Source organism: Anaerosporobacter sp. (assembly GCF_965301125.1).
The window spans coordinates 1-15,659 of the sequence record NZ_CBDLAM010000086.1; the positions used below are offsets into that span (position 1 = coordinate 1).

Consider the following 15,659-nt stretch of genomic DNA (forward strand, 5'->3'; position numbering starts at 1 on the left):
TATTTTAACTTTTTAACTTTTATAATTAAGTGATTTTTACAGGAATAAATCTTAATATCCGCCTCATTCAAAAGGGAAAATTATGAGCGAAGTACCTTATGATAAATAAATATAAAATTTTAACATTGAAGATGATACGAATGAATATGATGAAACTATGTATAGGAAAAATGAAAGGGAGAATACACAAAAGATACAATCAAAGGCTTTTCAAAATCTAATATTATAATTTAAGAAAAGTAAGACATCAATACTGACATTATTTGGAGCTTTATCATATGCTTAGCTACATTTAATGGTAGAAATACAATCAGAATGCATAGGTGAGAATAGTCGATTTAGCTTGTGAATAAAATAATGTGGTGGAAGTGATGATGCAAGAGATAATCCTACTAGAAGCGACGCTAAGAAAACTTTTGGAATCTTTGATAGAGAGGAAAGATTAAATTAGTGCAGACCATCGTACGAAATAATAAATAGAAAAATCCATTTATCACTTGACAAAATTATACACACTCTATTATAATCAAAACAATATAACGTTTTGATGCGTTACTATATAAAATTATACATATTTATAAGGCAATGACAAGGAGGAGTACATACTCACCCAAAGCAAAGAGAGAAGATGGTTGGTGAGAATCTTCGTGAAGGAAGTATGGAAGTAGCCTTTGAGCTGTGAACCGAAAGGAACCGAGTGGGTTTTTAGTAGACTTCAACGGAATTTTCCACCGTTATAAGGAAAACAGTATCAGAAGCATGTCAATATGCAACCCGTACTGGTAGAGTGCAAAGCGCAAGCTTTGAAATTAGGTGGTAACACGGAGTATATTCGCCCTAAGTAAGAATTATCTTACTTAGGGCTTTTTTATTTTTAAAATAAATTTATTTAAATAAAACAAAAAAATAGGAGGTAGAGATATGATTAAAGGAACCGAATTGTTTATTAAGGCATTAAAAGAAGAAGGTGTGGATACGGTTTTTACATATCCGGGCGGATTTATAACAGATTTACTTGATCAATTATATGAGGATAATACGATTGAACTAATTCTTCCAAGACATGAGCAAGCGTTAATACATGAAGCAGATGGATATGCTAGGTCTACTGGTAGGGTTGGTGTATGTCTTGTTACAAGTGGACCAGGTGCGACGAACTTAGTAACGGGTATCGCAACTGCTAATTATGATAGTGTTCCCCTTGTATGTTTTACTGGCCAGGTACCAACTGGAGTGATTGGTAATGATGCGTTTCAAGAAGTTGATATTGTAGGTATCACAAGAAGCATTACCAAACATAGCGTTATGGTAACTGACCGTAAAGATCTTGGAAGAATCATTAAAGAAGCCTTCTATATTGCAAGAACGGGTAAACCAGGACCTGTACTTGTAGATTTACCAGCAGATATTATGAAAAAGCTGGGAGATGAGAAGTATCCAGATAGTGTTAGTATCCGTAGTTATAAACCAAATACTGCGGTACACCCAGGTCAAATTAAACGTGTGGTAACAATATTAGAAAAAGCAAGAAGACCTTTATTCCTAATTGGTGGTGGTGTTACTATTGCTCGTGCAGGTGAGGTATTCACAAAGTTAGCTGAAAAGACGAAGATTCCTGTAGTAACAAGTATTATGGGTCGCGGTTGTATTCCTACGGATCATGAATTATATATTGGAAATATTGGTATGCACGGTTGCTATGCTGGGAATAAGGCAATTGATGAATGTGATGTATTATTCTCCATAGGAACACGTTTCAATGATCGTATTACAGGTAAAATCAGTGAGTTCGCACCAAAAGCAAAGATTATACATATTGATATCGACACTGCTTCTATATCAAGAAACATTCACGTAGATATTCCAATCGTTGGTGATGCAGGGAACGCGATTGAAAGCTTACTAGAATGTGATTTTAGTGGATTACATGATTACTCCACATGGTTAAACGAAATTAAAGAATGGAATGAGAAACACCCAATCGGAGCTGAAGAGCAACCGTATGAGGGATTAACTCCTCAGCAGATTTTAGCAAGTGTAAATGCAGCAATTAAGGAAAAGGAAGCAGTGGTTGTAACTGATGTTGGACAGCATCAGATGTGGACGACACAAAATCTTCATATGGATGCCACGAAGAAGTTAGTAACTTCGGGTGGACTTGGAACAATGGGGTTTGGCTTACCAGGAGCAATTGGAGCACAGTTAGGTAATCCAGATAAAACTGTAATTTGTATAACTGGAGATGGCGGTATGCAGATGAATATTCAAGAGATGGCAACAGCTGTTGCACAAGAACTTCCTATTATTATCATAATTGTTAATAATAATTACCTCGGTATGGTTCGCCAGATGCAAAAATTGTTCTACGATAAACGTTATTCTGTTACATGCTTACGTTATCGCAAGAGTTGTAATTATGCTTGTAGAGATGGAGAAAAAGCCTGTCCACCATATTCCCCAGACTTTGTTAAACTAGCAGAGAGTTATGATGCAGTTGGTAAGAGAGCATGGAGTGAGGAAGAGTTAGAAGTTGCTCTTTCTGAGGCTATGAAGGAAACGAAAAAACCAACCATTATTGAATGCATGATAGATAGTGAATTTATTGTATTACCAATGGTTCGTTCAGGCAGTACATTTAAAGACATAATACTTGATGTATAGAAAAGGAGGCATAGGTATGAAGAAGAGATGGATTGCATTATATGTAGAGAATAATGTAGGTGTATTAGCAAAGATTGCAGGATTATTTTCAGGCAAAGGCTACAATATGGAGAGTCTTACGGTAGGAACGACAGAAGATCCAACTATGTCTAGAATTACAATCGGAGCAAATTGTAATGATGAGGTGTTTGAACAAATTAAGAAACAGTTGAATCGAATGGTAGACGTAGTCAAAGTAATTGACTTAACCGATATGTCGATGGTTAAGAAGGAATTACTCTATATCAAGGTAAAGGAATGTAACAAGTCAGATCGTAGTGAAATTCTCCAGATTGCCAGTGTATTTGAGGCTAAAATTGTAGATTATAATACACATGGATTAATCATTGAATCAACCAATACGGAAGAGAAAAACAATGATATGGTTGAATTGATGAAAAAATTCCCTAAAGTGCAAGTGGTAAGGGGTGGAAACGTAGCCATCGAGGTGTTATGATATTTATGAATTAACAAAGAAGGAAGTGTAAGATGTTAACTAGGAACAAGAAGATTATTAAAACGGTTATTATCTTGCTAATACTTTATTTGATCTATATGATATTAGGAGCAACACTACCTTTTATACGTCAGAAAGAAGTAAGCGATTCAGCTAAGGAAAAGTTAGAGGTGAGTCGTTTCTATGAAGATAGCGTATCTGTTGACCGAGCAGCAGTTGTTGAGGATAGTAATGATGCATTAGACATTCGCCTACGTATGTTAAATGATGCGAAAGAAAAGATAATTATGTCCTCCTTTTCATTTAAGACGGATCGGTGTTGTAGGGAGATCTTTTCAACAGTATTGGCAGCCGCTGAGAGAGGCGTTGAAGTTGAAATTATAGCCGACGGTTTATCTGCAGGAATTGATATGAAGAGGGATCCGATGTATTATGTGTTAGCTGCACATGATAACGTAACAATTAAGTATTACAATATGTTTAATCTCTTGAAACCATGGACATTTAATGGACGTCTCCATGATAAATTCGTGATTATTGATGATCGTATGTTAATTTTGGGAGGACGTAATACATCGAATTATTTCTTAGGGACATATAATACGAAGGTGTTAAGTTATGACCGTGATATCTTCGTATATAATACAGCAGCTGGTACTAAGAATTCGGAAGAAAGCGTGATTAAAGAAGTAGAAGAATACTTCTATACATTGTGGAATTGTAAAGATAGCGAAATTGTATTCGATAAAGTTCCACGCTCACGAAAAAGTAAGATAGCTTCCGCAAAGAAAATGTTAGAAGAGACATATCAGAATTTGCTTGTAGATCGTGCTGATATAATGACAGATGATTTTGACTATATGGCATATACAGTTCCAACGAATAAGATTACATTAATTACGAACCCAATCCATATCATGTCTAAAGAGCCATATATCTGGTATCAGATTAATGAATTGATGCAAAATGCAAAAGAGCGTGTATTTATTCAGACACCTTATGCAGTGCTTAATAAAGCAATGGAAAATGATCTTAAGAAATTAAAGGGTAAGCTAAAGCAATATGACATGTTACTTAACTCCATTGAAGTAGGAGATAATTATATGGCATCATCAGATTATCTTTTTAATAAGCAAGATGTAATAGATACAGGAGTTACTGTATATGAGTTCGCAGGCGAACATTCTATGCATAATAAATCGATATTAATTGATGATGATATCTCTATAATTGGTTCTTACAATTTTGATATGAGAAGCGTGTATCTAGATACAGAAACAATGCTTGTTGTTCATGGTAAAGAGTTTAATAAAGAATTAGAAAATGCTATGAATGCTATGAAAGAACAATCCTATGAGGTGGATAGCAATGGTGAATATGTTGCAGGAGAAGATGTTAGTCTTCCAGAACTACCATGGTGGAAGAAGCTTTCATTCCGTGTGACATCGGTAATATTCCAAATTATTAGATATCTATTGTAGCGAACCTATATTTCAAACAACTTTCGTTCTATAATTGTTCGAAAGTTGTTTTTTAGCATTTTTACATAAGAGTTATCGCCGATAGGAGGATAAGATGTTAGAACAACTTAAAAAAGAAGTGTACGAAGCAAATCTATTATTACCAAAATACGGATTGGTGACATTTACATGGGGAAATGTAAGTGGGATTGACCGTGAAAGAGGATTGTTTGTAATTAAACCAAGTGGAGCCGAGTACGACCAGTTGAAACCAGAAGATATGGTAGTTGTAGACTTGAATGGAAATAAGGTAGAGGGCGAATATAATCCTTCTTCGGATACTGCGACTCATGTGGTCCTTTACAACCGTTTTCCAGATATCAAAGGTGTGGTACATACACATTCTTCATGGGCTACAAGCTGGGCACAGGCAGGAAGAGCGATCCCTTGCTATGGAACAACTCATGCAGATTATATTTACGGAGAAGTCCCATGTGTTCGTAATCTTACAAAAGAAGAGATTGAAACTGCATACGAGTTAAACACAGGAATTCTGATTGCCGATGACTTTAAAGAAAATAAACGTGATTATGTGGCAACGCCAGCAGTTTTGTGCAAGAACCATGGTGTATTTACTTGGGGCAAAAGTGCACAGGATGCGGTACATAATGCAGTAGTAGTAGAAGAATGTGCAAAGATGGCTGCACGTTGTGAAACATTAAATCCAGATGTTAAGCCAGCACCACAAGAATTACAGGATAAACATTATTTCCGAAAACATGGTGCAAATGCATATTATGGCCAGATTAAAAAATAGGAGGCTTCAATTATGGATGTAAGAACAGTGCAAAAGGCGATTAGAGAAGGAAGAACTGTACTTGGTATTGAATTTGGCTCTACTAGAATTAAAGGTGTATTGTTAGATGATAACAATAACATGATTGCTTCAGGTGGGCATGCATGGGAAAACAGATTGGAAGATGGCATATGGACATATCATTTGGAGGAGGTTTGGACAGGTTTACAAGAGTGTTTTAAGGAATTAAAAGATAACGTAAAGCAACTATACGATGTGGAATTAGAGACTATTGGTGCAATCGGAATCAGTGCTATGATGCATGGATATCTAGTGTTTGATGAAAAGGACAAATTATTGGTTCCATTCCGTACTTGGAGAAATACGATGACAGAACAGGCATCTACCGAGCTGGGAAAATTACTGGGACATCAGATTCCGCAGAGATGGAGCATTGCACATTTGTACCAATGTATTTTAGATGAGGCGGACCATGTAAAAGATATCAAGTTCATGACAACATTAGCTGGTTATGTTCACTGGAGGTTATCAGGAGAAAAAGTACTCAGTGTTGATGATGCATCTGGTATGTTTCCAATCGACACTAAGACAAAAACCTACTATGCAGATATGTTAGAAAAATTCGATAGAGAAGTTGCAGATAAAAACTATCCATGGGAACTTATAGAAATTCTTCCGAAACCATTGGTAGCAGGAGAATCAGCAGGTGAACTTACCAAAGTCGGCGCGAAATTACTTGACCCAAGCGGTACATTAAAAGCTGGTATTCTAATGTGTCCACCAGCGGGAGATGCAGGAACTGGAATGGTAGCGACAAACAGTGTAAAAGTGCGTACAGGTAATGTGTCAGCAGGAACATCTATATTTTCTATGATCGTTCTTGAAAAGAAACTTTCTAAAGTATATCCGGAAATTGATATCGTAACTACACCGGAAGGTAATTCTGTTGCTATGGTACATTGCAACAACTGTACCTCAGATTTGAATGCATGGGTAAATCTCTTCAAAGAGTTCTGTGATACATTTGGTGTGGAAATGAATATGGACAGATTGTATGGTGGACTTTATAGCAAAGCGTTAGAAGGTGACAAAGACTGCGGTGGTCTACTTGCATACAATTATTTCTCGGGAGAGCATATTACGAAGTTCGAAGAAGGACGTCCATTATTTGTACGTGAGCAAAATTGTAAATTCTCATTATCAAACTTTATGAGAACACATCTGTACACATCGTTTGGGGCAATCAAAGTTGGAAACGATATTTTAATTGAACAGGAAGGTGTAAAGGTAGATGTAATCACGGGACATGGTGGTTTATTTAAGACAGAAGGTGTTGGACAGAAAGTACTTGCCGCAGCGCTAAATACACCTGTATCTGTTATGAAAACCGCAGGTGAAGGCGGTGCATGGGGTGTTGCTGTACTAGCAGCATACATGCTATGGCGAGAAGAAGGCGAAGTGCTTTGTGACTACCTGAAGAATAAGGTTTTTGTAGGAGCAGAAAGTACAACAATAGAACCAGATGCAGAAGATGTTGCAGGATTTAATGTGTTTATAGAAAGATACAAATCGGGAATTCCGATTGAAAGAGCAGCAGTAGATACAATGAACTAGAAGACAAGGGCATTCACATACCTCCTTGGGATTGTTTTTTACGTTAATTTTATATCGAACTATTAATAAAAGTATCAATTATTACGATAAATAACGTGTGTTGTAAAACTAACAAGGAGAGGACTAGTTATGAAAAGAAGAATAGGGATTTTAGTTTTGTCAAGTATGCTTATGGTACAGCAGGTATCAGCTTCTAGTTTGGTCTATGCGAGCTATGACAATAGTTCTCGCACTAATGTAGAAGGACAGGACAAAATAGTAGGGAGTATGATCAACGTAGATGATCAGGTGACAACAACATGGACAAGTGGTAATACAACTGTTACCTTAGAAGGAGATGTTCTTAAAGTAACAGCAATTAAAGGCACAGACGGTTCTATGGAAGACGATAAGAATGATTGGGTATCATCACATATTGGTAAAATTCGTTCTATCGTAGTTGAAAAAGGCGTTACTTCCATTGGAAGAAATGCTTTCAAAGGTTTAATTTACACAGAGTTTGCGTCTATAGCAGGTACAGTAACTAGTATTGGTGATGGTGCATTTGCGGACTGCAAGAATATGGATAGCATTTTAATTCAAGAAAGTGTAACTACTTTTGGTACTGGTGTGTTTGAAGGTTCTAACTTGGTAAATGTACGGGTATATTATGGTAGCGCGGCGCATATTGCAATCAGCAAAGAAAATGTAATGTATTCATTTGTAGATTTTAAATTGCCATACGTTTTCACAGATTATAAATTCGATCATACAACGGAAACAGAATTTCCTGCATCAATTAGTTATGGAACAGCATCTACATTACGTGGTATTGAAATCAATGGTGTAGCTTTACCAGAAGATAAGTACATAGTGACTGGTAAAGATGTAGCGATACAATCCAGTGCGTTTGATGGTTTAAGCAATAAAGTTGAGATTAAGTTTTGTTTTGTATTAGACGATGGGAAGCACGTAATGGAGTCCTATTTTATTACAGACATTCGCCTAACAACAGCTGGTACTCCGGTTATTCTTGAGACCATAGAGCACACGTTCTTTGATGAAGCGCAATCTGATGTGATTATTCCAGTTGAGATGAATGGCGCTGAATTGGAAGAAGTTAAGTTAGGAGATGTAGTGGTTGAGGAAGAGAAATACTCTACAAAGAAAGATGCAGTAGTATTAACGAATTCCTATGTTAAATCATTAGATTACGGTTATAATGATTTCATGTTATACTTCAATGACGGAACTGAGTGTGAAGTACTGTTATTCAGAGAAGAGTCAATTGATAACAGCGAAGTTCCTGCCGTATTGAATTACTATAGCGAACTGGATTCTAACGATGTTATTATGAAGTACACGTTAGGTCTTAGAGATACTGCAGCTACAGCTGTAACAGGTATCCTAGTAGATGGTAAGGAATATACCAATATCACAAGAACAACTGGGCCTATTTATACTGTAGATGAGCAGAATAAAACGATCACAATAAACGCAGCATTTATTGAGTCATTAGCATTAGATGATGGATATCATGTATTTGGTGCTACATTTAACGATACTGCGAAAACAAGTAGCAAAACGGTATTAGTATTGAAAGAAGAGAATACATCCGTAGATGGTCCTGGAACAGGGGATAATGACACAACTCCAACTCCACCGGCTGACGGTGATAATAGTTCCGATGGTAATGATGGAATAACACCTACGCCACCTACAACAGATATACCAACGACACCGCCTGTTACAGAGACGCCAAGCGCTCCAGTGATACCACCAGTAGTGGAAACACCAATCGTGCCAGTAACGCCACCAGTAGTGGAGACACCAATCGTGCCAGTAACGCCACCAACAGAGGAGGTTCCAGAAGAGGAAGAAAAGGAAGAATCTAAATTAACGCTAAGTAAGACATCAGCAACGCTTTATACAAAAGGTTTAAAGACTATTAAATTAACAGCGAAAGTATCTGGTGAGAGCAAGAAAGTTACTTACACTTCTAGCAATAGCAAAGTAGCTACAGTAAGTCAAAGTGGTACAGTTACAGCAAAATCAGTAGGTACAGCAACGATTACAGCAGAGACAAATGGAATTAAGGCAACATGTAAGATCGTAGTTAAGAAGCCAACTTTAAAAGTAAATCAATCAAAACTTAGCGTAAGAGTAGGTAAGTCCAAAAGAATTACTGCTAGTATAAAACCTGTAGGAAATATAAAATTTACATCAAGCAATAAGAAGGTAGCTACCGTTACAAAGAATGGTACAGTTAAAGGAAAGAAAGCAGGTACTGCGAAAATAACAGTAGAATGCCATGGAATTAAAAAGACGGTAAAAGTTACAGTTAAAAAAGCGTCATCAAAGAAATAAATTTTTTTCGATAATGTAGAGCGGCAGTTAATTCTGTCGCTCTTTTTTTAATATCGTAAATTCAGAATTAGGTTTTTATATATGTAACAAGAATTTAATACAAAAGAAAAAGAAGATAACCCATCCTCAATCTTGATAAAATATGGTAAGATATAAATACATTTTGGTGATGTATTAGGAGGATAAGATATGGCGATGAACAAATGTGTAATTAGAAGAATGAATGAGTTAGATTGGAAACGAGTTAGTGAGATTTATATACAAGGACTTCAGACGAATCTGTCAACGTTTCAAACAGAGTGTCCATCCTATGAAGAATGGGATGCTTCGCATCTGGAAGATTGTAGATTAGTGGCTATTATAGAGAATCAAGTAGTTGGCTTCGCAGCATTATCACCAACTTCAAGTAGAGATATATATAAAGGGGTTGTTGAAGTGAGTCTATATGTAGACGAAAGTTATAAAAACTGTAAGATTGGAACAACCTTATTGAAGACATTGATTGTAGATTCAGAGAAGAAAGGGTATTGGACATTATACTCTAGTATTATCGCAGAGAACGCATCTAGTATCCGAGTACATGAAAAATGTGGATTTCGCCAAGTTGGCTATAGAGAGAAGATTGCAAAAGACCGTTTTGGCAGATGGCATAACACCATTATCATGGAGAAACGAAGTAATCTAATTTAGTGAATACAAAGTCGGCAGATTTGCCGACTTAAATTATGATAGGGAAGGATAGCGGTTATGAAACAAAAGAATACCTTGTTTTACTATATTGGTAAGTACAAGTGGAGATATGTTGCTGGTACCATAATTCTATTGGTTGTGGATATATTGAACCTATATATTCCTCAATTTACGGGAGAAATTACAGATGGATTGCAAAGTCATTCCATGGGGCTGGAAGGCGTGGTACAAGGAATCCTAAAGATATTGTTAGTGGGACTTATATTAACAATTGGTAGATTTTGTTGGAGATATTTTATCTTTGGTTCTGCAAGAAGAATTGAATATGAACTTAGAAACGATATGTTTGCTCATCTTGAGACGCTATCGATGCGTTATTATAATGAGAATAAGACAGGTGAGCTTATGTCGTACTTTACAAATGACTTGAATGCTGTTCGTATGTCTATTGGCCCAGCGGTTATTACTGCCTTTGATGCTATTATACTAACGATTCTTGTTTTAGGTAAGATGATTACCCATGTGGATTTACGATTAACAATCATGGCAGTTATACCCATGACGATTATAGCAGGTGGTGGTATCTGGTATGGAAAGCAGGCAGAGAAACGTTTTAATGAGAAACAACAAGCATTCTCTGATTTGACAGATCAGGTGCAAGAAAGTATATCGGGAGTACGTGTTGTCAAAGCATTTGTTCAAGAAAGAAAAGAGATAAAGGCATTTGCTAAAGCCAATAAGAATAATAAAGATAAGAATATGAGAGTAGTGAAATTACAAGCTACTGTTATGCCGTTACTTGATGTAGTGATTGGTTTTAGTAGTTTGGTTACCTTATTCTATGGTGGTTATTTAACTTTGATTGGTGAGATTTCTTTAGGACGATTTATAGCATTTAACCAATACATCAATATGTTAGTGTGGCCAATGATTGCAGTTGGAGATAGTATTACATTCTTCTCACAAGGAAGAGCATCCTATAAGAGAATTCAAAGCGTGTTCAAGGAAGAAGCAGAGATATTTGATGAGTCCACTATGGAAGAGTTTATGAAAGCTAACGAAGGAAAGAGTGGTATCCAAGGGGAGATACAATTTAATAATCTATCCTTTACATATAATAAGCCAGATAAACCAGTACTGAAAGATATTAATCTGAGGGTAGAGAAAGGAAGTACACTTGCAATCCTAGGTAGGACGGGTAGTGGTAAGACAACTCTTGCTAATCTACTTCTTCGTATGTATAACACAGAACACGATGCGATTACCATTGATGGTATTGATATTAGAAAGATTCCACTAAAGGTATTACGAGAAGGAATTGCCTATGTTCCTCAGGATAACTTCTTATTTTCAGATACCCTTGGAAATAACATTGCATTCGGTAGTGTATCCGACAACAAAGAAAAAATTGAGGAAGCTGCAAAGCAAGCCTGTATTCATGACAATATTATAGAGTTTCCTTTTAAGTATGAAACAATTGTGGGAGAGAGAGGGGTTACCCTATCCGGTGGGCAAAAACAGAGAAGTTCAATTGCAAGAGCATTAATGAAAGAAGCACCAATTCTTATATTAGACGATGCACTTTCTGCGGTAGATACCGATACAGAAGAGAGAATCCTTAAGAATCTTAAGGACAATCGTCAAGGTAAGACCACTATCATTATTGCTCATAGAATCTCTACAATACAAAATGCAGATCGAATTCTTGTGCTTGATGAAGGTAAGATGGAAGAGTATGGTACTCATGACACATTACTTGAACAAGGGGGAATCTATGCAAACTTGTACCGAAAACAACAATTAGAAAGACAGCTGGTAGCGGAAGAATAGGAGGTGACCTTATGAAACAGATGATTGATGAAGATTATGAAAAGTCGATGAAAGGAAATGTATTAGGAAGGTTACTTCGTTATGCAAAACCTTACTGGCATTTCATTGTAGTTGTTTTTGTTTTAGTTCTTGCAATTACAGGGTTTGATTTATTGCGTCCAATTCTTGTAGGAGATGCGATTGATGATTATATAGATGGTTATAACCGTCCTTACATACAAGTGGAAGCAGGTAGCGTGGGGGCAGTTAACTACCGAGGAATCTATCTAAGTAAAGATGGAGTGAAAAAGAATTCTTCTGACGCTAACGAACAGAGATATTATCAGATGTTTTTGTATGAGGATAACTATTATATGTTCGAAGATATTGATTCCAATACACAGAAAACTTTGATGGAGAGTACAAATGAATTAGTAAAATCTGTTCAGATGAATCAAGAAGTGTATAATAATGAATCATCACATACAGATACAGTAGAATCCATTAGGGTAACCATAGAAGGCAAAGAATACACAGGTACTTTATTAAATAAAGACGAACTAAAATTGGTTCGTAAAAGTGATTTTGCTGGTATTAAGAAGATTGCAGTAGTGTATTTGATTATTTTGTTAGTAGGTTTTGTATGTAACATTTTGCAGACATGGATATTACAATTAACTGGTCAGAATATTATCTATAACATTAGACTTGAGGTGTTTGAACATATCCATAAGCTTTCTCTTCGGTTTTTCGATATAACACCGGTTGGGCGGATCGTGACAAGGGTTACCAATGATGTAGAAGCCTTGAATGAGATGTATACGAATATTTTAGTTAAACTTTTCAAGAATATAGTGAAGATTATTGGACTTGCTGCTGTTATGCTAAGTATTAATGTTCGTATGTCCATGTATGCTTTTGTGTTATTGCCTTTCATTATCTTTTTAACATTCTTATTCAAGAAGATATCAAGGGCAACCTATCGGATTGCCAGAACTAAGCTAACTACTATTAATACGTATTTATCAGAGCATATTTCAGGAATGAAATTGATTCAAATATTTGCAAGAGAACAAAAGAAATTCAAAGAATTCGAGGGCAAAAGTAAAGAGTTATACCGTGCAAATTATCGTGAAATGATGGTATTTGCCATATTTAGACCGGCAATCTATATGCTTTCTGTATTGGCATTAGTAATTATTATCTGGGTAGGCTCTAGATCATACTTTGATGGGATGATATCAATCGGTACCTTGTATATATTTATCCAATATATTGGTTCCTTCTTTGAACCAATACAAGAAATAGCAGAACAGTTCAGTACCTTACAATCAGCGATGGCTTCAGCAGAAAAAATCTTCACGATACTTGATGAAGAAGTTATAGTGGAAAATCCTGAATCACCAGTTGAATTACCTGAAGTAAAAGGTCGTATTGAGTTTAAGAATGTCTGGTTTGCTTATATTGGCGAAGAGTGGATATTAAAAGATGTAAGTTTTGTAATAGAACCTGGACAAAAGGTAGCTTTTGTTGGTGCGACTGGAGCAGGGAAATCGTCTATCTTAAATCTAATAGGAAGATACTATGATATTCAAAAGGGTGAAATATTAGTTGACGGTGTGAATATCAAAGAGTTGAATACAGATCAGTTGCGTGGAGCTATCGGACAAGTACAACAAGATGTGTTCATATTCACAGGTGATATTAAGAGTAATATCCGCCTTCGCAGTGAAGAGATAAGCGATGAAACGGTACAGGAGGCCGCAAGATATGTGAATGCGGATGCATTTATTCAGAAGTTAAGTCATGGATATGATGAAACCGTAACGGAACGAGGAGCTACATTATCGGCTGGCCAAAGACAATTGTTATCTTTTGCAAGAACACTTGCATTCAACCCAAGGATTCTTGTTATGGATGAAGCAACGGCTAATATTGACACAGAAACGGAGCAACTAATTCAAGAAGCGTTAGAAAAGCTCATGACAAATCGTACAACAATTATGGTTGCCCACCGTCTATCTACGATACAGCATGCGGATCAGATTATGGTTATGCATAAGGGGCGTATTAAAGAGAGTGGTACACATCAAGAACTGTTAGGAAAAGACGGAATTTACAAGAAGCTATATGAATTACAATTACAATAGGGAAGCGTAAGCTTCCCTATTTATTTTGGGGGTGTCCAGAGAAACTGGACTACACTTGCTGGTGCAAGTTCAGTTGCGGTAATCGCTGGGGAAAAAGAATTATTCCCTTTTACCTATATATAGTATAAAATGTAATATGTAACCATAAAGAGGGGGAGCGTAATTAAGAGGAGGGAATATGGCCGAATATGAAATCAATGCGAGTAACGTAAGACAAGTTAGCGAAGATATGGAAAGTTATCATAGGATGCTATCCAGTATGTTAGATGACTTAAAGAGTATGAAGAGTAAGTATTTAACTAATATAGTAGGGGACAATTTCATGACATCTTTAAGATATAATCTAGCGGAAAATTCGCTTGAAAAAGATATTATAGTAATGAACCAATTGTCAACAACACTTAATAACATAGCGGTTGAATATCTTAATTGTGAGAATAAATTATCTTCAACAGCTGAAGGAATAGGTAACGGTACTGAGATTAGTAAAGAAGCTAGAAGTATAATTGATATGGATATTGTTGATGGTATCTTGTCAAAAGATCCTTCAGAAATAAGTGATCAGGAGTATCAACAGATAGCGATTATATTAGGTAGACAACCAAGAGAAGATGCTGCATTATTGGAACATATCTTAAATAGTGAATATTGCTGGAAGTTTGTAGATGATAATGGGGGCGTAGGAGATATTAGTATGCCTTCATATGGTTATTTTGCTCCAACAGAACAATTATTAAAGTTATCGCAAATGATGGGTGAATATGCTTATGCACTATGTATCAATGAACCGTCAGATACAGCTGGAACAGAGTATGTACCGATTAAAAGAACAGCAGTACAATATGATTCGTTGTTACGTGAAATTATCAATTATAGTACGGCTGACAATACAATTGGATATATTACTAATTGTGGACAGGAAGAAGAAATGGTTAAGGCTAGAATTGAAGAATCAAAGATGTTCTCAATATCGATGGAAGATAGCAATTTACAGGCAAAAATTGCAGGAGCATTCGGAGATGAAAAGATAACAATATCAAATGTTAATTCAGGAGATCAATGCTCAGACCTTCTTAAAGATCAGGAACATACGAGTATCAATGAATATCTTGGCTTAGGCAAGTCGAACAAGGAAATAATAACTGACGAGGTTAAGAAACTTATTGGTGATAAAGTGACCGATTATGTTGTTGATGCGGTGGGTAAGAGTCCATATGTGGAAACAGCAGTGGATGCTGTTACTATTGCAAAATCTTATGATGATTATCATGAGATGGAAACCAAGATATTAGAGTTTGAAAAATGGACTGACAATAATAATATAGCTAGTACATTTGATTTAAATATGTGTTTGACTACTCGGGATACTGCAGAAGGCCAAGGTTCAACGGTAATTACGGTATATCCTAGTGCTGAGACGCAGGATAGAATTGATACGGCAAATTATGCTTTGGATAATGATGCATCTGATTACAAGATAAATTTAAACATTAATAATTTACCAGAGGGGAAATTTACGTTAGATTATGTTATGAATGATTTTGATAAGGCTTCTGCGGATATAAATATAGTATGGGATAATATGGATGGAAATGATTATGCAACTAGTATAGAAG

Annotated in this window: 10 protein-coding genes and 1 other annotated feature; all 10 genes read left to right on the forward strand. The window is 36.1% G+C overall.

What is annotated here, in order from left to right; genetic code table 11:
- Positions 1-576 precede the first annotated feature (576 nt).
- Positions 577-843, forward strand: a binding site (T-box leader).
- Between the two features lie 78 nt (positions 844-921).
- Positions 922-2,661, forward strand: a complete 1,740-nt coding sequence (gene ilvB / locus ACW2QF_RS10670) for a biosynthetic-type acetolactate synthase large subunit (protein WP_455715991.1) — start codon at positions 922-924, stop codon at positions 2,659-2,661.
- 16 nt (positions 2,662-2,677) lie between these two features.
- Positions 2,678-3,157, forward strand: a complete 480-nt coding sequence (ilvN, locus tag ACW2QF_RS10675) for an acetolactate synthase small subunit (RefSeq protein WP_455715992.1) — start codon at positions 2,678-2,680, stop codon at positions 3,155-3,157.
- A 32-nt stretch (positions 3,158-3,189) separates the two neighbouring features.
- Positions 3,190-4,638 (forward strand): phospholipase D-like domain-containing protein, encoded by a 1,449-nt coding sequence (locus tag ACW2QF_RS10680; RefSeq protein WP_455715993.1) that lies wholly within the window; start codon positions 3,190-3,192, stop codon positions 4,636-4,638.
- A 94-nt stretch (positions 4,639-4,732) separates the two neighbouring features.
- Positions 4,733-5,434 (forward strand): L-ribulose-5-phosphate 4-epimerase, encoded by a 702-nt coding sequence (locus ACW2QF_RS10685; RefSeq protein WP_455715994.1) that lies wholly within the window; start codon positions 4,733-4,735, stop codon positions 5,432-5,434.
- A 12-nt stretch (positions 5,435-5,446) separates the two neighbouring features.
- Positions 5,447-7,048, forward strand: a complete 1,602-nt coding sequence (locus ACW2QF_RS10690) for a xylulokinase (RefSeq protein ID WP_455715995.1) — start codon at positions 5,447-5,449, stop codon at positions 7,046-7,048.
- Between the two features lie 129 nt (positions 7,049-7,177).
- A complete protein-coding gene (locus tag ACW2QF_RS10695) occupies positions 7,178-9,394 on the forward strand; it encodes an Ig-like domain-containing protein (protein WP_455715996.1) in 2,217 nt (738 codons plus the stop codon).
- Positions 9,395-9,583: 189 nt separating this feature from the next.
- Entirely contained in the window at positions 9,584-10,084 is a 501-nt protein-coding gene (locus ACW2QF_RS10700) for an N-acetyltransferase family protein (RefSeq protein ID WP_455715997.1), read from the forward strand.
- Positions 10,085-10,141: 57 nt separating this feature from the next.
- The gene (locus ACW2QF_RS10705) at positions 10,142-11,914 is read left to right on the forward strand and encodes an ABC transporter ATP-binding protein (protein WP_455715998.1); all 1,773 of its coding nucleotides are present in this window, start codon (positions 10,142-10,144) and stop codon (positions 11,912-11,914) included.
- Between the two features lie 11 nt (positions 11,915-11,925).
- Positions 11,926-14,043 carry an ABC transporter ATP-binding protein gene (locus ACW2QF_RS10710; protein WP_455715999.1) on the forward strand — a complete coding sequence of 706 codons (2,118 nt, stop codon included), beginning with the start codon at positions 11,926-11,928 and terminating at the stop codon, positions 14,041-14,043.
- A gap of 178 nt (positions 14,044-14,221) precedes the next feature.
- A partial coding sequence (locus ACW2QF_RS10715) for a hypothetical protein (RefSeq protein WP_455716001.1) occupies positions 14,222-15,659 on the forward strand: 1,438 nt, incomplete at its 3' end.

Bases quoted from the DNA above. Each gene is read 5' to 3' on its own strand.
- ilvB (WP_455715991.1), top strand. From the start codon at position 922: ATGATTAAAGGAACCGAATTGTTTATTAAGGCATTAAAAGAAGAAGGT.
- ACW2QF_RS10685 (WP_455715994.1), top strand. From the start codon at position 4,733: ATGTTAGAACAACTTAAAAAAGAAGTGTACGAAGCAAATCTATTATTA.
- ACW2QF_RS10705 (WP_455715998.1), top strand. From the start codon at position 10,142: ATGAAACAAAAGAATACCTTGTTTTACTATATTGGTAAGTACAAGTGG.
- ACW2QF_RS10710 (WP_455715999.1), top strand. From the start codon at position 11,926: ATGAAACAGATGATTGATGAAGATTATGAAAAGTCGATGAAAGGAAAT.
- ilvN (WP_455715992.1), top strand. From the start codon at position 2,678: ATGAAGAAGAGATGGATTGCATTATATGTAGAGAATAATGTAGGTGTA.
- ACW2QF_RS10700 (WP_455715997.1), top strand. From the start codon at position 9,584: ATGGCGATGAACAAATGTGTAATTAGAAGAATGAATGAGTTAGATTGG.
- ACW2QF_RS10690 (WP_455715995.1), top strand. From the start codon at position 5,447: ATGGATGTAAGAACAGTGCAAAAGGCGATTAGAGAAGGAAGAACTGTA.
- ACW2QF_RS10695 (WP_455715996.1), top strand. From the start codon at position 7,178: ATGAAAAGAAGAATAGGGATTTTAGTTTTGTCAAGTATGCTTATGGTA.
- ACW2QF_RS10680 (WP_455715993.1), top strand. From the start codon at position 3,190: ATGTTAACTAGGAACAAGAAGATTATTAAAACGGTTATTATCTTGCTA.